At 70.9% G+C, this 22295-nt stretch carries 19 protein-coding genes; 12 read left to right on the top strand and 7 right to left on the bottom strand.

Annotation, left to right across the window (positions count from 1 at the left end; translation table 11 throughout):
- The first annotated feature begins 17 nt into the window (after nt 1–17).
- From AC31A1_RS06790 to AC31A1_RS06780, 3 genes are all read left to right on the top strand, one after another.
- Nucleotides 18–1142, top strand: a complete 1125-nt coding sequence (locus AC31A1_RS06790) for a substrate-binding domain-containing protein (protein ID WP_489652339.1) — start codon at nt 18–20, stop codon at nt 1140–1142.
- A 71-nt stretch (nt 1143–1213) separates the two neighbouring features.
- The gene (locus AC31A1_RS06785) at nt 1214–2068 is read left to right on the top strand and encodes an ATP-grasp domain-containing protein (protein ID WP_489652338.1); all 855 of its coding nucleotides are present in this window, start codon (nt 1214–1216) and stop codon (nt 2066–2068) included.
- A gap of 92 nt (nt 2069–2160) precedes the next feature.
- Nucleotides 2161–2817, top strand: a complete 657-nt coding sequence (locus AC31A1_RS06780) for a peptidoglycan-binding domain-containing protein (protein WP_489652337.1) — start codon at nt 2161–2163, stop codon at nt 2815–2817.
- Nucleotides 2818–3070: 253 nt separating this feature from the next.
- On the opposite strand, the gene AC31A1_RS06775 is transcribed toward AC31A1_RS06780, so the two are convergent.
- The 5 genes from AC31A1_RS06775 to AC31A1_RS06755 form a co-directional block, all read right to left on the bottom strand.
- On the bottom strand, nt 3071–3445 hold the full coding sequence (locus AC31A1_RS06775) for a hypothetical protein (RefSeq protein WP_019064417.1): 375 nt from the start codon (nt 3443–3445) through the stop codon (nt 3071–3073).
- A gap of 366 nt (nt 3446–3811) precedes the next feature.
- Nucleotides 3812–4732, bottom strand: a complete 921-nt coding sequence (locus AC31A1_RS06770) for a MurR/RpiR family transcriptional regulator (protein WP_489652336.1) — start codon at nt 4730–4732, stop codon at nt 3812–3814.
- Nucleotides 4733–4799: 67 nt separating this feature from the next.
- A complete protein-coding gene (locus tag AC31A1_RS06765) occupies nt 4800–6533 on the bottom strand; it encodes an ArnT family glycosyltransferase (protein WP_489652335.1) in 1734 nt (577 codons plus the stop codon).
- Between the two features lie 92 nt (nt 6534–6625).
- A complete protein-coding gene (locus AC31A1_RS06760) occupies nt 6626–8554 on the bottom strand; it encodes a phosphatase PAP2 family protein (RefSeq protein WP_489652334.1) in 1929 nt (642 codons plus the stop codon).
- 218 nt (nt 8555–8772) lie between these two features.
- Nucleotides 8773–9672, bottom strand: coding sequence for an N-acetylglucosamine kinase (locus AC31A1_RS06755; protein WP_489652333.1), 900 nt, complete (start codon nt 9670–9672; stop codon nt 8773–8775).
- 296 nt (nt 9673–9968) lie between these two features.
- Here AC31A1_RS06755 and AC31A1_RS06750 point away from each other — a divergent pair, with 296 nt between their 5' ends.
- The 6 genes from AC31A1_RS06750 (at nt 9969) to AC31A1_RS06725 (ending at nt 18244) form a co-directional block, all read left to right on the top strand.
- Complete coding sequence (locus AC31A1_RS06750; RefSeq protein ID WP_489652332.1) at nt 9969–11102, top strand: ROK family protein; 1134 nt, start codon at nt 9969–9971, stop codon at nt 11100–11102.
- 278 nt (nt 11103–11380) lie between these two features.
- Nucleotides 11381–12703 carry an ABC transporter substrate-binding protein gene (locus AC31A1_RS06745; RefSeq protein WP_489652331.1) on the top strand — a complete coding sequence of 441 codons (1323 nt, stop codon included), beginning with the start codon at nt 11381–11383 and terminating at the stop codon, nt 12701–12703.
- A gap of 120 nt (nt 12704–12823) precedes the next feature.
- Nucleotides 12824–13738 carry a carbohydrate ABC transporter permease gene (locus AC31A1_RS06740; protein WP_489652330.1) on the top strand — a complete coding sequence of 305 codons (915 nt, stop codon included), beginning with the start codon at nt 12824–12826 and terminating at the stop codon, nt 13736–13738.
- Complete coding sequence (locus tag AC31A1_RS06735) at nt 13735–14637, top strand: carbohydrate ABC transporter permease (RefSeq protein ID WP_489652329.1); 903 nt, start codon at nt 13735–13737, stop codon at nt 14635–14637. Before AC31A1_RS06740 ends, AC31A1_RS06735 begins: the two co-directional genes overlap by 4 nt.
- A 2-nt stretch (nt 14638–14639) precedes the next feature.
- Nucleotides 14640–16358 carry a hypothetical protein gene (locus tag AC31A1_RS06730; protein ID WP_489652328.1) on the top strand — a complete coding sequence of 573 codons (1719 nt, stop codon included), beginning with the start codon at nt 14640–14642 and terminating at the stop codon, nt 16356–16358.
- Between the two features lie 53 nt (nt 16359–16411).
- Complete coding sequence (locus AC31A1_RS06725) at nt 16412–18244, top strand: hypothetical protein (protein WP_489652327.1); 1833 nt, start codon at nt 16412–16414, stop codon at nt 18242–18244.
- A 6-nt stretch (nt 18245–18250) separates the two neighbouring features.
- On the opposite strand, the gene AC31A1_RS06720 is transcribed toward AC31A1_RS06725, so the two are convergent.
- Nucleotides 18251–18931, bottom strand: a complete 681-nt coding sequence (locus AC31A1_RS06720) for a nucleoside/nucleotide kinase family protein (protein ID WP_489652326.1) — start codon at nt 18929–18931, stop codon at nt 18251–18253.
- Nucleotides 18932–19045: 114 nt separating this feature from the next.
- Here AC31A1_RS06720 and AC31A1_RS06715 point away from each other — a divergent pair, with 114 nt between their 5' ends.
- The gene (locus AC31A1_RS06715) at nt 19046–19441 is read left to right on the top strand and encodes a YybH family protein (RefSeq protein WP_393756600.1); all 396 of its coding nucleotides are present in this window, start codon (nt 19046–19048) and stop codon (nt 19439–19441) included.
- A gap of 14 nt (nt 19442–19455) precedes the next feature.
- Here AC31A1_RS06715 and AC31A1_RS06710 read toward each other — a convergent pair whose 3' ends face one another.
- Nucleotides 19456–20331, bottom strand: coding sequence for an LLM class flavin-dependent oxidoreductase (locus AC31A1_RS06710; RefSeq protein WP_489652325.1), 876 nt, complete (start codon nt 20329–20331; stop codon nt 19456–19458).
- Between the two features lie 204 nt (nt 20332–20535).
- Between AC31A1_RS06710 and AC31A1_RS06705 the strand changes: the two genes are divergently transcribed.
- Nucleotides 20536–21120, top strand: coding sequence for a TetR/AcrR family transcriptional regulator (locus AC31A1_RS06705; RefSeq protein WP_489652344.1), 585 nt, complete (start codon nt 20536–20538; stop codon nt 21118–21120).
- A 37-nt stretch (nt 21121–21157) separates the two neighbouring features.
- Entirely contained in the window at nt 21158–22234 is a 1077-nt protein-coding gene (locus AC31A1_RS06700; RefSeq protein WP_489652324.1) for a TauD/TfdA family dioxygenase, read from the top strand.
- Nucleotides 22235–22295: the final 61 nt, after the last annotated feature.

Raw genomic sequence — 22295 nt, 5'->3', positions numbered from 1 at the left:
CACCTTCAGGGGGACCCATGCGACTGCACGTCGACCAGCGCCATGAGCGGGTGCTCGAACTCGTCCGTGAGCGCGGCAGCCTGCGGGTCGCCGAGCTCGCGGCCGAACTCGGCGTCTCCGCCGTCACCTTGAGGCGGGACGTGGAGGCACTGGCAGGCCAGGGCCGGGTGCACCGGCTGCACGGCGCGGTGGTGTGGCCGGGCGGTGAGAGCACCGTCGGGATGCGGGCGGCGCGACAGGAGCCCACCGCGTCCGCCGGGTCCACCGCGTCCGCGGAGGGCGTCGTGATCGGAATGATCGTGCCCACCACCGCCTCGATCTTCGCCGGCATAGTGCGCGGTGCCCGCGAGGCCGTGGGGGCGCAGGGCGGCCGACTGGTGCTCGGGGTCTCCGGATACGTCGGCGCGGAGGACGCCGTCCAGGCCGGGCACCTCCTCGCGGGCGGCGCGCAGGGGCTGCTCGTCGCGCCCAGTTGGCCGGGCGGTGTCCCCGTCGGCGGCCAGGAACAGTGGCTCCTCGACCGGGGAGTACCCACCGTCCTGGTCGAACGCTCCGCCCCGCCCGGCAACCCCGCCGCCGCCCTCGACCGGGTCCGCACCGACCGCGCCCACGGAGCCGCGGTCGCCGTCGGCCACTTCGCCGCCCTCGGCCACCACCGGATCACCGCGGTACTCCAGGACGGCCCGCACGCCGCGCAGATCAGCGCGGGCTACGAGTCGGCCGTACGCTCCCTCGGCCTCGACGACGCCCGGGGTGCCCCGTCCGTCCGCGAACACGGCGACTACGAGTCGAGCGTGGACTACCTGGCCGACGCGGTCCGCGAGCGCGGAGTCACCGCCGCCCTCGTGCACAGCGACGAGGACGCGATCGTGCTCGTGCCCCGGCTCCAGGCCCGCGGCATCCGCGTCCCGCACGACCTGGCACTCATCGCCTACGACGACGATGTCGCCCCGCTCGCCGACGTACCGCTCACCGCCGTGGCCCCACCGAAGCGAGCGGTGGGGGAGGCGGCCGCGAAGCTCCTCCTGCAACGGCTCGCCGAGCGAGGCGGCGGACGCCGGCCGGCCCCGCGTCAACACGTCGAACTCCTCCCCGAGTTGAGGATCCGCTCGTCCTGCGGAGCCACAACGCTCGCCCGGTGACCACGGGCCGACCGTTTTGATCATTCCGCGCGAACGCTCTCGGTGAACGCTCTCGACCAAGGAGAACCGGCATGCCCTCCGTACCCCTCGCCCGCCCCCGCGTCCTGTACGTCACTGACCTGACGTACCCCGCGCGCGGGCGCCGCTACTGCGACGAGGACATCGACCTGACCTCCCGGCTGCGCGAGGACTTCGACCTGGCGCTGTGTCATCCGCTGGACGCGGCCGCGCTGATGGCCGGCTTCGACGCGGTCGTCGTCCGCAACAGCGGTCCCGTCCTCGGCTACCAGGCGGAGTACGACGCGTTCCGCGAGCGCGCGCTCCGCACCGGGGCCCGTGTCTACAACCAGCTCTCCGGCCGGGCGGACATGGCGGGCAAGCAGTACCTCCTCGACCTGAGCGCCGCCGGGTTCCCGGTCATCCCGACCGTCGACCGCGTCGAGGACCTGGACCGGCTGCCCCGCACGGACCGCTATGTGGTCAAGCCCAAACTCGGCGCCGACTCCATAGGGCTGGAGATCGTCCCGGCCGACCGCCTGCCCGCGCTGACCGACGGAAGCGTCCTCGTCCAGCCCTGCGTCGACTTCTCGTACGAGGTGTCCTTCTACTTCGTCGACCACGACTTCCAGTACGCCCTCTACGCCCCGGACACCGAGAAGCGCTGGCAGCTGGAACCGTACGAACCCGCCCCCGAGGACCTGGAGTTCGCGCAGCGCTTCATCGACTGGAACGGCGTCGACCACGGCATCCAGCGCGTCGACGCCTGCCGCGCCCCGGACGGCGAGCTGCTCCTGGTCGAACTGGAGGACCTCAACCCCTACCTCTCCCTGGAGGCGCTCGACGACACGCGGCGGGACGCCTTCGTCGCCGCGTTGAAGGCCTCCCTGCACCGGTTCGTCCAGGCCTCACCGTCCTGGTGCGAGTGAGCGCGTGCCGCGCTGAACTCCGGCGGCCGTGCGCGCGTATCTCTCCAGGGGGATGGCGGACATCCGCGCGCGCGGAACGGAAGGAGAGCAGTGTGTCTACACCGCCCGAACCGGGATCGTCGTCCGGCGGCCCGGTCCTGGAACCCGCCCGAGTCCTGCGCCGCCGCCGCTCCGACAACCTCGCGGAGCTGCTGCGGGAGACCCGCCGGGACTCCTCCGTCTTCGAATCGGTGCCGGTGCCCCGGCCGTTCTTCGGCTCCGAGGCCGAGACACAGGAACTGCCGCCCGTATCCGGCGAGTTGCACCCGCTGCCGGCCACCGGTCCCTTCGGGCCGGGTCTGCGCCGGGCCGCGATCGTGGTCGGCGTGAGCGCCGCGGCGCTGGTCGGCTTCGCCTGCGCCCTGCTGCTGCCGGGCAGGGGAGAGGCCAGCACGGCCCAGCCGATCAGCACGCCGACTCCGGTGGCGTCCGCCACGGCCAGCAGCGCTACCACCGCTGACCCGGACGGCGCCGGCACCCTCCGTGAGGGCGACAGCGGTCCCCAGGTCAAGGAGCTGGAACAGCGCCTCCTGCGCATCCCGAACGTCTACGAGAACGGCTCGACCAGCGGCCAGTACGACGCGACGCTCACGGCCGCGGTCGCCCGCTTCCAGCTCTGGTACGGCATCCGGGGCGACGAGAACGGCGTGTACGGCGACGACACTCGCAAGGACCTGGAGTCCCGCACGACGCTCGACGACGGCCAGTAGGCGAACGGGGTTCCGAACGCGGGGCAAGACCTGCGGAAAGTTCGGTGCTGATGGGGCCGTAGAGCCTCATCATGGACAGCGCGGCGCGGCAGGTCGGCGGTGTCGTGCCCGTTCCGAACCGAAGGCCACGCCGATGAGCGGCTCCCGCGTTCCTGGTCTGATCCTGCCCGGAGTCCTGCTGCTGGCCCTCGTCATGGGCGTGTTCTGGTACTGGCGGCACCGTGACGACGACTGACCCCGACCGGCGGTGGGGTCAGCGTCCCGTGCTGTGCCCGACCAGGGCCTCGGTCACGGCCCGCACGCTGCGCGCGATGTGCTGGAGCTGGAGGACCTCGGCGGCGTACAGCTTGATGGTGTGCTCGATGACCGACTCGGGCAGGCCGATGCCGGGCAGGTCGGCCCGCGCGGTCTGCAGGGCGGTCCGGGCCACCCGGATCTCGTGCTGGACCTGGATCTGCGCATGGCGGGCGAGCAGCACGGGGTGGCGGATGAACGCGGGGTAGCTGGCGTAGCGGGCCGGCACCAGCTCGCGCAGCCACTTGGCCGCCGAGCGCTCCCAGTCGTAGCTGCCGGGCGTCTTGACCTGACAGGGCCAGTCCTGGCTGATGCGCGTGGTGGTCAGTTGCATGTCATCGCTTCCCGGTGTGCGGCGTCGCGGGGGTGGGTCGACGGTGTGAGGCGGCCCCGGCCCAGGGGATTGACCGAGGCCGCCTTGGGCGCTCGCGGAGGCGATGCCCGACCGAACACGTCCGGCGCCGACGCGGGTAGGAGACGGCGGCTGGGCGTGCTCGTGAGAGGGCTCCGGGAAGCGGGTGTCGCCGGCGCGGCGGGTCGAGCGGAGGTGCGCATGGGCGGACCGGGCTTTCTCGGGGCGGGTGCGATCCGTGAGCAGTATTTATATATGCCGTCCGCTTTGCAAGGCGTATGAAAACATTCATGCGCGAAAAGGGCGTAATCGCCCCAGTTTGGTTGCCTATGACGGGGGAGCGGCGGGTCAGTCCCGCATGAAGAACTGGTGCTGCTCGGCGATCTGCTCGTAGTCCTCCAGGCGGGCCTGGGTCCGCTCCGGATCGGCGTCCGTCATGGCCTGGAGCAGGGCGGAGGCCATCACGCCGGGAGCCGCGTACGAGTCGAAGACCAGGCGGGAGCCGGTGCCGGTGGCGAAGGTGACGTCGGCCTCGTCGGCCAGCGCGCCGAGCGCCAGGTCGGTCACGAGGGCCACCTTGAGCCCGGCGCTGCGCGCCACCCGGAGCGTGGTGAGCGTCTCGTGCGCGTGCCGGGGCATGTCGAACGCGAGCAGCCAGGTGCCGCCCGCCTCGCGGGACTGCAGGATCGCGTCGTAGGCGACGCTGCCGCCGCGGGTCACCAGCCGCACATCGGGGTGGATGCGGCGCGCCGCGTACGCGAAGTACTCGGCGAGCGAGACGGAGATGCGCAGGCCGAGGACGGTGAGCGGGGTGGACGCCGACAGTTCGCGGCCGACCTCGATCAGCCGGTCGGGGTCGGCGAAGTCCCGGCGCAGGTTCTCCAGGTTCGCGATCTCGGCGTCGACCGCGGCCTGTAGTTCGTTGCTCCGGTTCTCCTCGGCCGACGGGCCGCCCGCGAGGGTCCGCAGAGCGATCGCCTGCAGCCGCTCCCGTAGCGCCGGGTAACCGCTGAAGCCGACCGCCGCCGCGAACCGGGTCACCGAGGGCTGGCTGACGCCGACGCGCTCCGCGAGATCGGTGATGGAGAGGAACGCCGCCTCGGTGATGTGCTCGATCAGGTACTGGGCGATGCGCCGTTGGCCCGGTGACAGCCGTGGCCCGTCGAAGAGTTCCCTGAGTTGGGACGTCGGTGCCGCGCCGACTTCCGGGTCGGTTTTTCCCGAGGTGATCACGGATGCCTGGGCGCGTGCCTGCTGCGGCGATGGCACCGGTGCGCCTCCTTTGTCTCCCACAGCCACTCAACATAGCTCACAGAGCGTTGTGACCAGAGAGTGATCAGCGCCGGTAGATCGTGATCGAATGACCGACTTGATCGATCGGGCGACTGCTGTCGATCAACTCGGCCAGTTTCCCTTGTGCTTTGTCGATCGCGGTGTCCGAGACGACCAGCAGCCCGTGCACATCGCGCACCCCTGCCTTGCGCGGATCGGACGACTCGATGCCGTAGTACGACGGCACACCACTGCCCTTGTAGACGAGCCAGACCGGCTCGCCCGCGTACCGCTCGCGCAGCCGGTCGGCGAGGCGGCCGAGGTCCTGGCCCCAGTCCACGTTGGAGTCGTGCAGCCGCAGATAGGTCTTCGACGGACCGCCGAACGCCTCGTTGGAGTACGGCAGATAGAAGGGGAACGTCCGCAGCGAACTGACCGCGACGAACGCCACCAGCAGCCCCGTGGACAGCGGAGCCCACCGCCACCACGACCGCAGCGCCGGCACACAGGCCGCGGCGACCGCCAGGAACATCGGCACGAAGATCGCGTACCGAGTGCCGAAGTCCCGCGAGCCGTCCATCGCCGTGGCCAGCAGCACGGCCGTGGGCACGAGGAGATACGGTGCCGCCGGCCGCAGCCGCCGTACCGCCACGACCGCTACGGCACCCGTCGCCCACAGCGCGATCATGCCGAGCGGGGTCTTCACCAGCAGGGCCACCGGCAGGTAGTACCAGTGCGACCCGGTGTAGAGGTGCCCGAACAGGAAGCCCTGCCACGGGTAGTCCTCCATGCCGAACTGGATGAGCATCCCGTCCCGGAACGCGCGCGGGAACGGCATCAGGGGGACCAACTGCCCGCGCAGGCCGTCGATGACGGGCACCGGTTCCGTGGACGTGAACCGCAGCTGCGGATCGACGACGAGATACGACACCCAGACGACGGCGACCGTCACCACCGCGACCACGGCCGCGCCCGCGACCCCGAGCGCCGGCGTCCGCAACCGGGCGTCCCGGCCGGCCGGGCGGCGGGCGGACCACACCGAGGCGACGGCGAGGAGCATGAGGACCGGGACGGCGGGCAGGGCGCTCATCTTCGTCGCCACGGCGGCCCCGAGCGCCACCCCCGCGAGCGGCAGATACAGCTTCGGGCGTCGCCTGGCCCGCCACAGCAGCCACACCGACGTCAGCAGGAAGCCGGCCTCCGGCACGTCGAGCGTCGCCAGCGAGCCGTGCGCGATGACATCCGGCGAGAACGCGTACAGCGCGAGGGCCACCAACCCCCGTGCCGGGCCCACGAGTTCACGGGCGAACGCGAACACCACCAGCCCGAACAGCAGGGTCAGCACGATCACCGGCAACCGGGCCCAGAACATCAGCCGCCAGGGGTCGTTGCCCGACTCGTACAGCAGATGGCGGCCCAACGCCCCTTGATTGCCTTGGTAGTCGGCGTCGAAGTGAGGGTCGGCGATCGCGATTCCGGCGGCGATCACCAGCTTCCCGAGGGGAGGGTGCTCGGGGTTGTAGTCGAGGCTGTGCTCACGCAGATAGACGGTGGCCGTCGCCACATACACCGGCTCGTCGATGGTCGGTGTCTGCTGCACGGCGGTCGTGACCATCACGGCGGCCATCTGCGCGAGGAGCACCACCACGAGGAGGGGCAACAGCCACCGCCTGCGGCGCCGCAGCCCGGCGTAGAGACGTGCCGACCGCGAGCCCTCGGCGCGCGGCGGGGAGTCCCCGCCACCGCCGTCGCCGAGCGTGTCGGGGTCGAGGACCGAGTGCTGTTCGCGCGCCATCATCCGCCCTGTGGTGAGGCCGGCCGCGCGGTGGCGGGAGCGAGCCGGGGCCGGGTCATGGCCCTACTGTCGCACCGCTCCCGCCACCAGGGGCGTCACCGCTTCAGGAGTCGTACCGACAGACCTTCCGCCGTATACACGGGTACGGCTCGCAGCTTGTCCGAGTTCACCTCGATGGTGTCGAACTGGCCGCGCAGCGAGGACGCGCCCAGGACCCGCACCGTGGAGCCCGCGACCGGCGGGTGCTCGGCGTCGAACCGGAGGGACAGCGTGCTGCCCCTGCCGAGGGTCGCGCGCCGGGTGACCTCGACGGCGGGCTGGTGGCCCGACCGGAGCGTGACCTCCAGCGTGGCGGACTGCTGGGTGTAGGCGCCGTGGATCTGCACGGACTCGGAGACCCGCAGCGCACCGCCGAACACGCTCACGTCACCGTGGCCCAGCGCGTGCGCCGAACCGGCCACCAGCGCACCGGACTTGAGCACGGTCCCGCCGGTGTACGCGTTGTGCCCGGTCAGGGTCAGCGTGCCGGTGCCCTGTTTGGTCAGGCCGCCGCAGCCGTCGATGTCGTTGCGCCAGGCGTCGGCCGCGCCGAAGCCGCCGGCCGTCGCGCCGAGGGTGACGACGACATCGGACTCGAAGGAGCCGTAACCGTCCGCCGCGGCGAAGAGGTTGAGGCGGCCCCACTGCTCGAAGCCGTCGAGCAGGACGTAACCGGACGGCAGCGCGGTGGTGCGCAGCACCTCGCGCCGCTGGGCCGCGTCGAGGTACGGCAGCCGGGTCTCCAGCAGCACCTCCGCGCCCTTGGGCACGGTCAGCGGCTTGTCGCGGCCGCTGCGGGTGAGCACGTAGGTGAACTTGGGCTCCACGACACGGGCGTTGGCGGTCCGGTCCGCGTAGGGGTCGGTCGCGGTGGTCGCCGAGTGGGCGTAGGCGTACAGGGTGTCCGCCGTCGTGCCGGTCTTCGCCTCGAAGTAGGCGAGGGCCTGCGCGCGCGCCGCCGCCTTGAGCGCCGCGTTGGCCGGGTCGGCGAGCGTGGCGGCGGCCAGCGCCGTGGCCATGATGCGGCCGCCCATCACGTCGACCGTCGAGTGCATACCGGCCATGATCCGGGTGTGGCTCAACTCGAAGGTGCGGGTGACCAGTTCCTGGAAGCGCTCCGGTACGGCGTACGCGTAGGCGAGGCCCGCCAGGTGGAAGGCGTTGGTGTGGCCGCTGGGGAAACCGCCGTCGTCCACCGGTGACGTGCTGCGCTGGCGCAGGAGTTGGGGCGCGACGACCACCTTCGAGTCGTAGACCGGGTAGCCGAGCGCGTCGACCGTGCCGGTGTCGACGACCTCGCTCTTCTCGTTCATGCGCCACGGACGCGGGTACTGGTAGGCGTACTTGCCCGGGTTGCCCGACGCGTAGTTGCCGCGCAGGGTGTCGACGAGTTCGGCGACCTTGCCGAGCGCGGAGTCGTGCGAGCCCGCGCCGAGCGCGGAACCGGCGGGCGCGTCGGCCGGGACGGCGTCGCTGATCGTGGTGGCGGGCGTCCCGTCAGGGGCGCTGGTGATCGAAGTGACCGCCAGTGCACCGGACTTGTACAGGTCGGCCAGCGGACCCAGGCCCGCGATCATCGCGTAGCTCTGGTGCTGGCGGTCGTAGAGGAACGCCTCCTTCGCCTGGGCCTCGGTGCGGTGCGTGGTGAGGTCGACGCAGTACCGCACGTTGGCGCGCAGGATCTCGGGGCGCAGCGGGGTGCCGGTGTTCCAGGCGGCTCCGGTCTTCCATATCTGCGCCATGCCGCCGAGGATCCGGACCACGGCGTTGGTCTCGGGCGTCAGGTTCGCGATGACGTTCGTCTTGTAGTCGTCGACGAACGCGAGCGGAGCCGTGGCCGCCTTGGCGTCCGCGGCGGCCAGCCAGCTGACCAGGGTGGGCGCGGCGACCACACCGGCCGAGGCGCCGAGCGAGGTCTTGAGGAAACCACGTCTGTTCACGGCGGGTCGAACGGCGTTCGTGCGCTGCCCGGCGGGTGACGGCATGGGTGAGCCTCTCTTGAGTTCTCCGGCCGATGAGGCCGGCGCGGTCGTGCGACCAGGGAGGGTGGTGCGATCGGCTGTGGTTCGGGGTGCACCGTACGACGCGAGAAAGCGCATACGTCAACTGGTGCGTACGTGCGAAGATTTGCGGCGAGCCGTGTCCCGGCGGAGGGGGTTGGGTGTCCGTCGCATGACCCTCGGGTGAACGGGGGCCGGGCGGTTCACAGGATCGATCGGGCCAGTGCCACCGCGCCCTCGACGGGCGGCACTTGGATGGGCCACGGCCGCGCTCCGGGTACCTGTTCGGCGAGTGCGCTGGTGAGCGCGTCGTACAGGAGGGGCTGGGCGAGGACGGTGCCGCCCGAGACCACCACGTCGTCGACGGGGACGCCGCGTTCGGCGAGCCGTACGACGAGTGCGGCGAGGGACCGGCCGGCCTCGGCTATCACCTCGCGCGCGAGGAGCGAGCCCGCGTCGGCCGCGGTGAAGACGACACGGGCGTGGCGGCCCCAGTCGGCGGAGACGTCGGAAGCGCTTTCCAACGCGGCGCCGAGCGCGGGCACTTCGGCCACCCCGAACGCCTCGACGAGTCCCAGGGCCAGCTGGTCCGGAGCCTCGCCGCGGTCGTGCGCGGCCCAGGCGGCGCGGGCCGCCTCGCGGACAAGACCGGCGGCGCCGCCCTCGTCGCCCAACACCGCGCCCCAGCCGCCCACTTGGAGCCGGCCGCCGTCGGCGAGCAGGCCCACCGCGACGGAACCGGTGCCGGCGACCAGGCCGACCCCCTTGTCCAACCCGGCGGCGGGGACGAGCAGTTCGGCGTCCCCCACGACCAGCACGGGCACCTTGAGACGTTCCTCCAGCGCGGCACGGATCCCGGCGCACTGGCGGGGTGTCTCACAGGCGTGCCCGCCCACGGCGACCGCGGCCGGGCGCGCGTCGGCGGGCAGGGCGTCCTGGACCAGCGCGGTCAGCCAGTCGGCGGCGGCCGCGGGGTCGTGCGGCCGCCAGCCGCTGCTCGCACGGATGTGGTCGGCCACGACGTCCGTGCCCGCGCATGCGCGCACATGTGTCTTGGTGCCACCCACGTCGATGCCGACCACGAGGGGCGTGAAGTCCTGCACGGAACCTCTTTCGTCGTTGCGCGGTGCTGCGACGGCTGGGCGAACCGTGTCCGGGGGAACGGCAGTTCAAGCACTAGGGAAGCCCCGGGACGGGCTTCTGACGGACCACGGCAGGCGAGTACCGTGACGTTCGTTAGGAAGTTAACTAACGAAGTACAGTGCGTCAAGAGTCATCGCGAACTCGGTCACAGGGACCGTTGCCCGGGCCCGCGTGACATCAGGACATCCCGTCGCCGCATCCCACGGACACCCACCGGGAACGCGGCCTGTGAACTGGGGGAAGTGTGGAACACGTCGTGGCGCGGGCGTCTCGGCTGACCGAGAGCGCGAGTGCGGTGTTCGCGGTGCTGGCGAGAGCCGGCAGCGCGACCCGGCCGCAGCTCGCGACCCTTGCGGGCCTGTCCAAGCCGACGGTGTCCTCCGCCGTGGTGGAACTGGAGAACGTCCGGCTCGCCGCCCACTCCGGCACCGCTTCCGGCGGCACGGGCCGCAACGCCGCCGTATACCGTCTGGGCCCGGCCGCGGGCGCCGTACTCGCAGTCGATCTCGGCCCCGCCCTCACCCGGGTGCGCGGCTGCGCCCTCGACGGCACCCTGCTGGCCGAGGCCACAGGCTCCCGGGAGGACGCCGCCGACGCCGTGCGCGAGGCGCTCGGCGCGCTGCCCGCCGGCACCCCGCTGCGCACCGTCGTCGTCGCCGTCGGTGACGTCGCCGCGCGGGACCGGGCGGGCGCCGGGATGCGCCCCGCGACCGCCAAGGCGGGCCCGGTGTTCGACGCCATGACGGTCGCCCTGCCACCGGGCGTGCCGGTCCACCTGGAGAACAACGTCAACTGCGCCGCCCTCGCCGAACTGCACGAGGGCGCCGCCCGGGGCCGCATGACCTTCGGCTATCTGCGGATCGGCGTCGGTATCGGCCTCGGCATCGTCGTCGGCGGCCAGGTGCTGCGCGGCGCGAACGGCGCGGCCGGTGAGCTCGCCCGGCTGCCCTACCCCTGGGACGACGCCGTGGAACCGCGCCGTGAGGCCCTGGAGGAGTACGTGGGCGCCCGCTCGCTGCTGCGCCGGGCGGCGGCCGCGTGGCCGGACACCGGCGAACCGTGCCCCGGCAGCGCGGACCAGCTCTTCGCCCTCGCCCGGCAGGGACACGGCACGGCGAGCGCACTGGTCGGCCGGCACGCCGCCGACGTGGGCCGGCTGGCCGCCGCCGTGGCCGCCGTACTGGACCCGGGGCTGATCGTCCTCGGGGGCAGCACGGGCACGGACCCGCAGCTCCTGCCGGGTGTGCGGGCCGAGCTGGGGCGGCTGAGCTGGCCCACGGAGGTGGTCAGCAGCACGGTCGGCGATCTCGGCACCGTGGTGGGCGCGGCCCGGCTCGCGGTCGCCAGAGGAGTCCAAACCGTGACCGATGGTGCGGGGGTGAAGGATTGACGGCCTCCGACTTGGTCTGCCAATGTCCGGACAAGCGCTTTCTAAGTCGGTCGGGACACCGACTTGGGGTGAGGCTTCCCAGCCCGTACGCGAAGTACGGCAACCGCACGAGGGTGTGCTCGTGCGGTGACGGCCAGGACGGCCGGGGATCTCACTCCGCGTGGACGACGCGGCCGGGCGAGGCCGCGCCCCCGGAAAGCAGACCTTCCTGCAAAATGCACCCGTGCCGCATCGGTCGGCGCCGTGCTCCGTCCCCTATGACGAAAAAGGGATCGAAGATGACCACTGTGGGTGTGCGGCGCTCCAGCCGACTCGGCCGCGGCGGCATGCGCCGCCTGGTTCCCCTCGCTGCCGTCGCCGTGTCCGGTGCCCTGCTGCTCTCCGCCTGCGGGTCGGGGTCCGGCTCGGGCGGCAACGCGAAGTCACTGACGTTCTGGATCTCCACGGTTCCGGGGCAGGACGCGGGCTGGAAGAAGCTGGTCGCGCAGTACAAGAAGGAAACCGGCGTCAGCGTCAAGCTCGTCAACATCCCCTACGACGGGTACCCGACGAAGCTGCACAACGCCGCGCAGGCGAACTCGCTGCCCGACGTGGCGGACGTGCCCGCGCTGGACCCGATCTGGTCGAGCAAGCTGATCGACCTCAAGTCCATCGCGAACAACAAGAGCTACAACATCAACTCCAACTTCCTCGCGAAGGACTCGTCCGGGAAGGTGCTGGCCATCCCCTCGGACGTCACCGCGTCCGGCCTGTTCATCAACAAGTCGCTGTTCGAGAAGGCCGGCGTCGCCGTCCCCGCCTCGCCGGCGAAGACCTGGACCTGGACCGAGTTCATCGCGGCGGCGAACAAGGTGCGCGAGAAGACCGGCGCCAAGTACTCCCTGACGTTCGACCAGTCTCCGTCCCGGCTCCGCGCCATGGTGTACGAGATGGGCGGGAAGTACGTCCACGCGGACTCCTCCGGCAAGTTCTCGGCGGACGCCGCGACCAAGAAGGCCGTGGAGTACTTCGTCGGACTGAACGACGACAAGACCATGCCGAAGTCGGTGTGGACCAGCGGCGCCGACCCGTCCGCCATGTTCCAGAGCGGTGACGTGGTCGCCTACTGGTCCGGCGTGTGGCAGGTGCCCGCCTTCGCGTCGAGCATCACGAAGTTCGACTGGGCGAGCGTCCCGACCCCGGCTCAGCCGGTGCAGGCCAGTGACGTCAACAGCGGCGGCATGATGGTCGGCTTCAACAACAACGGTGCCGCGGCCACCGCCGCGCAGAAGTTCATGTCCTGGGTGTACGAGCCGAAGAACTACACCGAGCTGGTCGAGACCTCCGGGTTCCTCCCCGTCGAGAGCGGTCTGAGCCCGAAGTACCCCTTCAAGTCGGCGGCGGCGCAGGCGGCGTTCAAGCTCTACAACGAGGAGATCCCGCTCTACGCCCCGATCTCGGGCTACTTCAACAGCGCGCAGACGAACTGGGTGCTGAAGGGCAAGAGCCTCACCGAGGACCCGACCAAGACGGAACTCGGCAAGGCGATCAACGGCCAGCAGTCGGCCGACAAGGCCCTGCAGAACATCGTGGACGGCTACAACACGGCGGTCGGCGGCTGATCGTGGGCCAGTGGGGCCGGGCGGCGGGGTCACCGCCGCCCCGCCCCGGTCGCCCACGTGACGCCGGGCTCATGACGTGAGCCCACAGCGATCCATTCCACCAGCACGGAAGTCAGGAAGATGACAAATAGCGCCGCGGACGTGTCCGTGAGGCCGCCCAGGAAGCGACGCAGCACCTACACCCTCGCGCCGCTCGTCCTGATCGCGGCCAATGTCGTGCTCTTCGCGTTGTTCTTCGTGTGGCCGGCGGTGATCGGGCTCGTCTACTCGTTCACGAACTACACCGGTGTGGGGGCGTTCCAGTTCATCGGACTGGACAACTACCAGAACCTGTTCGGGGACTCCACTTTCTACGACGCGCTGTCCCGGACGCTGCTGTACACCGTGCTCGTCGTCCCGCTGAACTTCGTGCTCTCGCTGTTCATCGCCAACCTGGTGGTGAGCAAGCAGGCCAAGGGCGCGTCGGTGGCCCGTGTCGTCTTCTTCATCCCGTGGCTCATCTCGCCCATCGTCGTGGGCGTCCTGTGGCGGTGGCTGTTCGGTGAGAACTTCGGACTGATCAACTACGTCATCGAGAAACTCGGCGGGCACGCGATCGCGTGGCAGTCGAACGCGGACCTGTCGCTGGGCGTCGTGGTGATGGCGGGTGCCTGGTGGGGCACGGCCTTCTCGATGCTGCTGTTCATCGCGGCGATCAAGAACGTGCCGGTGTCCTACTACGAGGCGGCCTCGCTCGACGGTGCCGGCCCCTGGCGCCAGTTCCGGAGCATCACGCTGCCGAGCATCGCGCCCACCTCCTTCATCGTCATCCTGCTCAACACGATCAACGCGATGAAGGAATATCCGCTGTTCGTCTCCCTCAACAACGGCGGACCGGGTACCTCGAACAACCTGCTTGTCCAGTACATCTATCAAACCGGCTTCAACCGGGGCCAGATCGGCTACGCGAGCGCCGCGTCGTTCGTGCTCATGCTCATCCTGATGGCCGTCGCGATCATCCAGCTGATCGTCAACCGGCGGGTGGAGAACCGATGACAACCACAGACACGCCGCGTCCGGTCGAGGGCAATCCCGTCCGGACCCTTTCCAAGAGGCAGCGACGCAACGTGCGCGACGGTGGGCTCCGGCGCGCCGTACCCGCGACGACACTGCTGTGGATCCTGGCGGCCCTCTACGGCCTGCCGGTCGCGTGGTTCGTCCTCAGCTCCTTCAAGCCGGCCGGAGACCTGTTCTCCCTCCCGCTGACGGTGCTTCCGCACAACCCCACCGTGTCGGGCTACAAGGCGGCGTGGGAGAGCGCCAACTTCTCCCAGTACTTCATCAACACGGCCCTCGTGTGCGTGATCACGACGATCCTCACGGTGGGGGTCAGCTGCTGCACCGGGTACGCGCTGGCCAAGTACAACAACAGGTGGCTGAAGTTCTTCTTCCTCTGCATCCTCGCCACCACGATGCTGCCGTCCGAGGTCATGCTCGCCCCCGAGTTCCTGGTGGTCCGTGACCTCGGCCTCTACAACTCGTTCGCCGGCATCATCCTCCCGGCCGTGCTCACCGCGACCGGATGCTTCATGTTCCGCCAGTTCTTCCTGACGGTCCCCGACGAACTCGTCGAGGCCGCGCGCATCGACGGTGCCCGTGAGCTGTCGATCTTCCTGCGGATCATGGTGCCGATCTCCCGGCCGATCATGCTGACCCTCGCCATCCTGTCCTTCCAGTGGCGGTGGAACGACTACATCTGGCCGCTGCTGATGCTGAACGACCCCAACAAGTTCACCGTGCAGATCGGCATCCAGAGCCTCGTCGGCGCGCAGAACATCAACTGGTCGGTGCTGCTCGGCGGTTCGGTCATCTCCATGATCCCGCTGATCATCATCTTCCTGGTGTTCCAGCGGTACGTCATGAGCGCCGACATCAACGCCGGACTGAAGGACTGACCTTGCACACCCCGCTCGACCACGAGTTCGTCCGCGCGGCTGCCCGCGCCGCCGACCGGTCGGCCGTCCCGTTGGCGGCCGGCCCCGACGAGGAACCCGCCGGTGTACCGCACCGTGGTCTGGCGCGCCGGGTGAAGACCCTGATCGCGGCCCACCGTTCCCCGGACTCGGCGCTGCACGGCAGCGGGCAGGCCGTCGCCGCCGCGATGACCCACCTCCGCGCCCTGCGGGCCGTGCAGACGCCCTCCGGTCTCTTCGCGGGCGGAGACAACGTCCAGTCACCGCCCGACTCCGCGTTCACCGTGAACGACGTGTGCGACGCGTACGTCCTCGCCGCCGACGCGGGACCGGAACTGGGCGAGGTGTCGGCCCTGCTCGCCGAGATCGCCGGCGCCGCCACCGCCGGTCTCCTGACCGGTGGCGTGCACACCCCGAACCACCGCTGGGAGCTGAGCGCGGCGCTCGCCCGTCTGCACCGGTCGTTCCCCGACGACCGGCTGCTCGACCGCGTCGAGGAGTGGCTCGCCGAGGGCGTCGACATCGACACGGAGGGCCTGTACTCGGAACGCAGTGCCGTCTACGCGTCCATCGTGACCAACCCGTCGCTGCTGTTGCTGGCCGAGGTGCTCGGACGTACCGACCTGCTGGACGCCGTCGAACGCAACCTCGCCACGACCCTGGACCTGATCAGACCGGACGGCACGGTGGAGACCGTCCACTCGCGCCGCCAGGACCAGAGGCTTTCGTTCGCGCTGTGGCCCTACCTGCCGCACTACCGGCTGCTCGCGGTCCGCACCGGCCGGGGCGACTTCGCCCGCGCGGCCCGCCTGGCGACCGCCGACGGCATCGACGACCCCGACCTGCTCGCCCAGACCCTCCTCACCCCGGATCTGTGCCGCGCCCTGCCGGCCCCGGACGCGGAGAAGCTCCCGCGCGACCGGTACCTCGCCACCGCACGCCTCGCCGCACACGTCTCGGCCACCGCGCACACCGTGGTGTACGGCGGCTCCGACGTGCCCGAGCACCGGCGCATCCGCTCGGGCCTCGCCTGCAACCCCACCTTCCTGCGCCTGTTCGCCGGTGCCGCCGTCCTCGACGCGGTCCGCCTCTCGCGGGTGTTCTTCGACCTGGGCCCGTTCCGTGCCGCCGACATGGAACAGCTCGCCGACAACCGGTACCGGCTCACCCAAACCCTCACAACCGCCTACTACCAGCCGCTCCCGAAGGACCGGAGGCGCGACGACGGCGCCTACCGCCTGGTGGACGAGGGCCGCTTCTCCGCGGCGATGGCCTTCCCCGACCGCCCCCAGGACGAGGTCTCCCACACGACCCGGGTCGAGGTCGACCTGCGGGAGGACGGGGCCGACCTGCGGATCGACATCAGCGGACCACGGGTGCCCTGGGCCCTCGAACTGACCTTCCGGCCCGGGGGCGTTACCGGGGGCGCCGTACCGCTCGACGACGGACGCTGGTGCCTGACGACAGGGCCGCTGACCTACCGCGTCGGCGACGACGAGATCCGGGTCGAGGCCACCGTCGAGGCAGGCGAACCCCTCGCCGGACCCGACCGGCTCGACGTACTACGGTACGACCCGGGGCAGGACTACACCGTGGCCGGCGGCACCGACGCCACGACCGGGAACCGCGTCTACCTCGGTGGACAAGGCCCCCAGACACTGAACGTCGCACTGCGCGCCGGCCGCCCCGCACCCGCCCTCTGACCCCGACGACCCACGCCATGGCCACCTCAGGCATGAAGGGCTGATCCACCGCGATGCAACTCCCTCACCAGCGCGGCCCGTTGCACGACCTCCCCGACACCCCGGAGGCCTACGACGCGGTCCTCGCCGACGTCGTCGAGCAGGCCCTGCGCCGCATCACACCGGAGGGCAACCTCGAACACCCCGACTGTCACGACGACATCGGGGACACGTCGCTCGGGATGACGTCCCTGCTGGCCTTCGCATGGCAGCGCGGCAAGGACCCGCGACTGCCGGAGGCGGTACGGCGCAGCCTCGCCTTCCACCTCCGGGAGCGCGTCTACACCGAGGACAACCCCGGCTACCCGAACCTGAAGGTCCGCAACTCCGGTTTCCCGTACGCCCGTTACGTCCTGGAAGCGGGCGCGCACCCCGTCGGCGACTGGCCGAGCACGGCGTGGGCGCTGCTCCAGGCGGTCAACATCCTCGACGCGACGGGCGGCCTCGTCGACGACGAACAGCGCACCGCCCTGGTCGAGTTGGCGCACGGCTACTGGCGCCGGCTCACCGAGGCGACCTTCTTCAACCCGCAGGAAGCCGGTAACCAGGCCATCGGCTGCGTCGTCGGCGGTCTGATGCTGGCCCGCCATCTCCCTCCGGAAGAAGGGGAGTCGGTCCGCACCCGCGCACTCCGTGTGTACGGCGACGAGATCCGCGCCCACCGTGTGAGCGACCGCGGCGCCCTCCTCCCGCCAGAGCACGGCGGCGCGTACGACAACAACTACGGCCCGATCTCCCTGTCGTTCCTCGCGCAGGCCCACATCGTCAGCGGCGAGGACATCTTCGCCGAGGACGGGGAGGCGCTGGCCCGCTACATCGACGCCCGCCTCACCAGCGGCGGCTTCGACAACGGCGGCCCGCGGTACAGCGAACAGCACTCCGGCTTCGAATCGGTCCTCGGCCTGCGCTACTTCGGCAGCCGTATCGGGTCCGACATCGGCCGCTACCGGGGCGACAGCCGCTGGGGCAGGCACGCGGCCAAGCCGGACGGGGGAGTGGACGGTCACTTCGCGTGGATGCTGGTCTGGCAGATCCAGGACAGCACGCGCTGGCACCGGACACCCTCCACGACCGCCGCCCGGCATCAACTCCGGTCGGGAACCGTCTCGGTGGCCTTCGACAGCAAGATGACCCCGTCACTCGTCGAGGCGGACGGCACCTACTACCTGCCCGCGGCCGTGAACCGGCAGCACGGCTTCGGCCCGGTCGTCGACGGCTTCCTGCTGTGCCGCCCGATGGGCGAGGTGCGGGTCCGGGACGTCCAAGTCGACGGCCTGACCGCCAAGTTGGTCACCAAGCCGGTCGTCGGCCGCGACCACATTCTGCGGCACGTCCAGTCCCTGTACGTCACGGACGGCACGCATCTCTGGACGACGGTGGCCCTCGAACGCCTCGACGGAGCCCCGTACTTGCTCGCCGGGCTGCCCTACGCGGCGGACGACGGCGACCGGGTGCGCAGGACGGCGGAGGGCGACGTCACCTCCGCGGGCGCCCTGCGCCTCACCCACCCGACCGGCCAGGCCGCCGACCACTTCGACGCCCGCTCCGAACTCACCCAGGAACAGGCCGCGTTCGCCCTCGCCGCCGACCCCCGTGGCTACGGCAACCCCGATGAAGGCTGGCGCCACCTGGTCAGCTCCACCGCACTGGAGGCCGACCCGGCACCGGGAGCCCCGGAGAACCTGCACGTGTTCGCCGTACGGTACGGACCCGGGGCAGGGGAGTTCTCGCCCGCCTTCGAGACCGGCGAGGACGGCCTGACCGTGCGTACAGAGGCCTTCACCGCGGTGATCGGCGACCCGGCGGGCGATGCCGACGCCGAGCCGGAGCTCAGCCTGCGGGCCTGAGCGTCCTCAACTGCCTGCCCGCGCCGCCGAGTTCCGCTCCGGCGCGGGCAGTGCGCCGACCGGCACGACCAGGTCCGCCCGGTCCCGGGTCGCCGCCACCAGGTCGGCGTTGCGCTGGTCGGTGCCCGACACCCAGGCCACCGCGGTCTCGTGATCCTTGCCGAACTCCTCGTGCCGGGCTACGAGTCGGCGGACGCGCTCGTCCTCGTCGACCTCGCAGAACCACACCTCGTCCAGACACGGCCGTACCCGCGCCCATGAACCCGCCTCCAGCAGAAGGTAGTTGCCCTCCGTCACCACCAGCCGGGCGGTGGGCAGTACCGGGATCGCGCCGGCGATCGGCTGCTCCAGCACCCGCTCGAAGCCCGGCGCGTACACCACCTCGTCGGTCTCCTCGCGCAACCGCCGTAGCAGCGCCGCGTAACCGGCCGCGTCGAAGGTGTCGGGCGCGCCCTTGCGGGCGCGGCGGCCGAGGCGGTCCAGTTCGACGTCGGCGAGGTGGAAGCCGTCCATGGGAACGTGCGCGACCCACGGTTCCGCGCTGCTCCCGTTCAGCGTCCGCACCAGGTGCTCGGCGAGGGTCGTCTTGCCCGCGCCGGGGCTGCCGGTGATCCCGAGAACGGCCCGTCGGCCGGGGGCGGCCAGGGCGGCGGCACGGGTGAGGAGGTCGTCGAGAGTCAGCGGCACACGGAGAGTGTGCCATCCGTCTCTGTTGCCCGGCCGGGGCGATGATGTGCGGAAGATCGGGGAGTCGACCGAGCAGAGAGACCATGGAGTGGGGGACAGGAACAGGAGCCGTCCATGACCGACGACGCGACACAGATCCGCGCCCTCATCACCGGCTGGGCCGAGGCCGTCCACCGCGGCGACCTCGACCGGGTCATGGCGGACCACGCCGAGGACCTCGTCATGTACGACGTCCCGCCGCCCCACGCCGGCATCCACGGCCTCGCCGCCTACCGCGCCACCTGGCCGCCGTTCTTCGAGTGGCAGGCCCAGGGCGCCTGCTTCGACATCGACTCCCTCGACATCACCGCCGGCACGGACGTCGCGTACGCCCATGCCCTGCTCCGGTGCGGCACTCCCGAGGAGTTCGCCGAATTCCCCGCTCTGCGCCTACGGCTCACCTTCGGCCTGCGCAAGGAGCGGGGCCGGTGGCTGGTCGCGCATGAGCACCACTCGTTCCCGCACGACTGAGGCTGAAAGGGCGCTCAGGCCGACTTCCGGATCAACTCGTCGGCGACCCAGCGTGCTGTTCCGGCGGGGTAGGGAGCGGGCAGTCCGAGCACGATGTGGTGGAAGCCTGCTTCGAGCGCCTCGCTGATCGCGGCGCGGGTGGCCTCGGGACGGTCGTAGGAGACGGAGAGGTGGATGGAGCGGGTGATCGTGGCGGGGTCGCGGCCGATCTCGGCGCAGTAGCGGTCGAGGAGTTCGCTGCGGTGGGTGGCGTCCTCGATGTCTCCGCCGGGGATGTTCCACAGGTCGGCGTGTTCGGCGACCACGCGCAGGGTCGCGGCCGCGCGTCCGCCGATGAGGATCGGCGGGTGGGGGCGCTGGACGGGCTTGGGATTGCCGAACGCTCCGGTGAGGTGGTGGTGGGTGCCGTGGAAGTCGAAGGGTTTCTCCTCGGTCCACAGCCGCCGGATCACCGTGCAGGCCTCGGCGAGGCTCGCCACGGCGTGCGCGGAGTCGTGGAAGGGGAGGCCGTGCGCCTCGTACTCCCGCCTGGCCAGGGGATGGTCGAGGCGTGAGCCGACGCCGATGCCGAAGTCCAGCCGTCCGCCGGAGACGATGTCGACGGTCGTGGCGATCTTCGCCAGTATCGCGGGAGGTCGGATGCGGTTGCTGGTGACCATCACGCCGAGCCGCAGTCGCCGGGTCTGCGCGGCGAGCGCGGAGAGCAGCGTCCAGCCCTCGAAGGCCGGGCCGTCCGGGTCGCCGCCGATCGGCATGAGGTGGTCGAACAGCCAGGCGTGCTCGATCTCCGGGACGGTGTCCGCCTCGCGCCAGACGCGGAGGAGGTCGTGGTAGCCGACCTGCATGGGGGCGGTCATGATCCCGAAGCTGGGACGGGGTGTGTGGGGCATGGTGGCGTCCGTTCTCCTGCACCGCTCTTCCGTACCGCGTGGTGGCAGGCGTGGCTTGGTCGTCCGGCCTCCGCTCTGGCATCATGGGCAAGCGGAACCTTGTTCCGGAAACGATACGGAACGCGGTTCCGGTTTGGCAAGTCGTGAAGGTGGAGGAGTTGCGCGGTGAGTGAGAACGGTGCGGACGCGGGGCGCGCGGCCAAGGTGGACGGACGGGTCGGGAAGGCGGACGGGCAGTCCAAGCGGGCCGACGCCCGGCGCAACAAGGAGACCCTCCTCGACGCCGCCGCCAAGGTCTTCGTCGCGTCCGGTGTCGACGCTCCCGTGCGTGACATTGCACGCGAGGCCGGTGTCGGGCTCGGCACGATCTACCGGCACTTCCCGACGCGCGCGGATCTCGTCATCGCCGTCTACCGCCACCAGGTCGAGGCCTGCGCCGAAGCGGGTCCCGCGCTGCTGGCGAGCAGTGCCGCGCCGTACGCCGCGTTGCGGGAGTGGATCAATCTCTTCGTCGACTTCCTGGTCACCAAGCACGGACTCGCCGCGGTGCTGCACTCCGACACCGCCGGCTTCGAGGCGCTGCACGGCTACTTCCTGGACCGCCTGCTGCCCGTGTGTGCCGAGCTGTTCGACGCGGCCGCCGCCGCCGGTGAGGTCCGGTCCGACCTGACCGCCTACGAGATCATGCGCGGCGTCGGAAACCTCTGCGTCGGCGCGGAGGGTGATGAGCGCTACGACGCGCTCCGGCTGGTCGACGTCTTCATCGCGGGTCTGCGCCTGTCGCGCTGACGCGGTCGCTCGTCTCGTTCATCAGCGGGTGGCCGGAGTGTCATCTCGCGACCCCCGCAACGGGCAGAAGCTGTTCCAGATCACCGAGCTGCCCACCGGCCTCGCGTTGGACGCCGTACGGCGGACCGCCGACGGTGTCGAGGTCGACTGGGCGCCCGACGGGCACCGGTCCGCGTACTCCGCGCAGTGGCTGACCGCCAACCGGCCCGCCGGCGGGGACGGTTCCGGGGACCGGCGTGGTGAGAACGGCAAGACCCTGTGGGCCGTCGCCGACCTGAACGGCTTTCTCCCCGAGGCGGATTGGGCGGAGTGCCTGGCCGACCCGGTGGTCAAGGCACGGGTGCTGGAGTCGGTTCTCGGGCTCGGCTTCGCCCTCCTGCGTGATGTGCCGTGCCGCGAGGGGCAGGTGCTGGCGGTCGCGGAGACCTTCGGGTATGTCCGTGAGACCGACTACGGGCGGCTCTTCGACGTACGGGTCGAACCGGACCCAACAACCTCGCCTTCACCGGCGCTCGGATCACCCCGCACACCGACAATCCGTACCGCGACCCGGTGCCCACCCTGCGATGCGCAGACCGTGTTGGCCGCCGAGCGGCCGTTGATCGACGTGGGCGGGCGCGGTCGGATCCGCGAGGTGCGCTTCAACAACCGTTCCATCGGCACCCTGTTGCTGCCTGCCGACGAACTGGATGCCTTCTACCGGGCCTACCGCACCTTCGCCGAGATCACCCTGCGCCCCGAACTCCGGCTGTTGCCCGGCGACTGCCTGATCTTCGACAACGTCCGGCTGCTGCACGCGCGGACGGCCTTCGAGTCGAGCGACGCCCGTCACCTCCACGGCACCTACGCCGACATCGACGCACTGGCCGGCACCTTGGCCGTACTGCGTCGCGAACGGGCCGTAACCGCAGGGGAGTTCGTGGACGAACTGGCCGAACTCTTCGCGGGCGAGGGTGCGAGCGCCTACCTGGGGGAGGGGAGGTCACGATGGCGCAGCAGATGCTCCAGGCGGCGGCGCGTGCCGAGGAGGCGGGTGCGCCCGACGCACTGGTCGCCACCGCGCTGCTGCACGACCTCGGGCACTTCCACGGGCCGGTCAGCGGTGAGGAGTTGAGGGAGGGTACCGACAAACCGGCACTGCCACACCGGGGCGGGCCGGCTGGCCGAGTGGTTCG

It is taken from the genome of Streptomyces sp. P5F9, assembly GCF_057961495.1.
The sequence above is the reverse complement of the archived record's forward strand: the minus strand, read 5'-3'. Positions and strand labels throughout refer to the sequence as shown.

Bases quoted from the DNA above. Each gene is read 5' to 3' on its own strand.
- AC31A1_RS06715 (WP_393756600.1), top strand. From the start codon at position 19,046: ATGACCGACGACGCGACACAGATCCGCGCCCTCATCACCGGCTGGGCC.
- AC31A1_RS06710 (WP_489652325.1), bottom strand. From the start codon at position 20,331: ATGCCCCACACACCCCGTCCCAGCTTCGGGATCATGACCGCCCCCATG.
- AC31A1_RS06785 (WP_489652338.1), top strand. From the start codon at position 1,214: ATGCCCTCCGTACCCCTCGCCCGCCCCCGCGTCCTGTACGTCACTGAC.
- AC31A1_RS06765 (WP_489652335.1), bottom strand. From the start codon at position 6,533: ATGATGGCGCGCGAACAGCACTCGGTCCTCGACCCCGACACGCTCGGC.
- AC31A1_RS06745 (WP_489652331.1), top strand. From the start codon at position 11,381: ATGACCACTGTGGGTGTGCGGCGCTCCAGCCGACTCGGCCGCGGCGGC.
- AC31A1_RS06740 (WP_489652330.1), top strand. From the start codon at position 12,824: ATGACAAATAGCGCCGCGGACGTGTCCGTGAGGCCGCCCAGGAAGCGA.
- AC31A1_RS06775 (WP_019064417.1), bottom strand. From the start codon at position 3,445: ATGCAACTGACCACCACGCGCATCAGCCAGGACTGGCCCTGTCAGGTC.
- AC31A1_RS06760 (WP_489652334.1), bottom strand. From the start codon at position 8,554: ATGCCGTCACCCGCCGGGCAGCGCACGAACGCCGTTCGACCCGCCGTG.
- AC31A1_RS06735 (WP_489652329.1), top strand. From the start codon at position 13,735: ATGACAACCACAGACACGCCGCGTCCGGTCGAGGGCAATCCCGTCCGG.
- AC31A1_RS06790 (WP_489652339.1), top strand. From the start codon at position 18: ATGCGACTGCACGTCGACCAGCGCCATGAGCGGGTGCTCGAACTCGTC.
- AC31A1_RS06725 (WP_489652327.1), top strand. From the start codon at position 16,412: ATGCAACTCCCTCACCAGCGCGGCCCGTTGCACGACCTCCCCGACACC.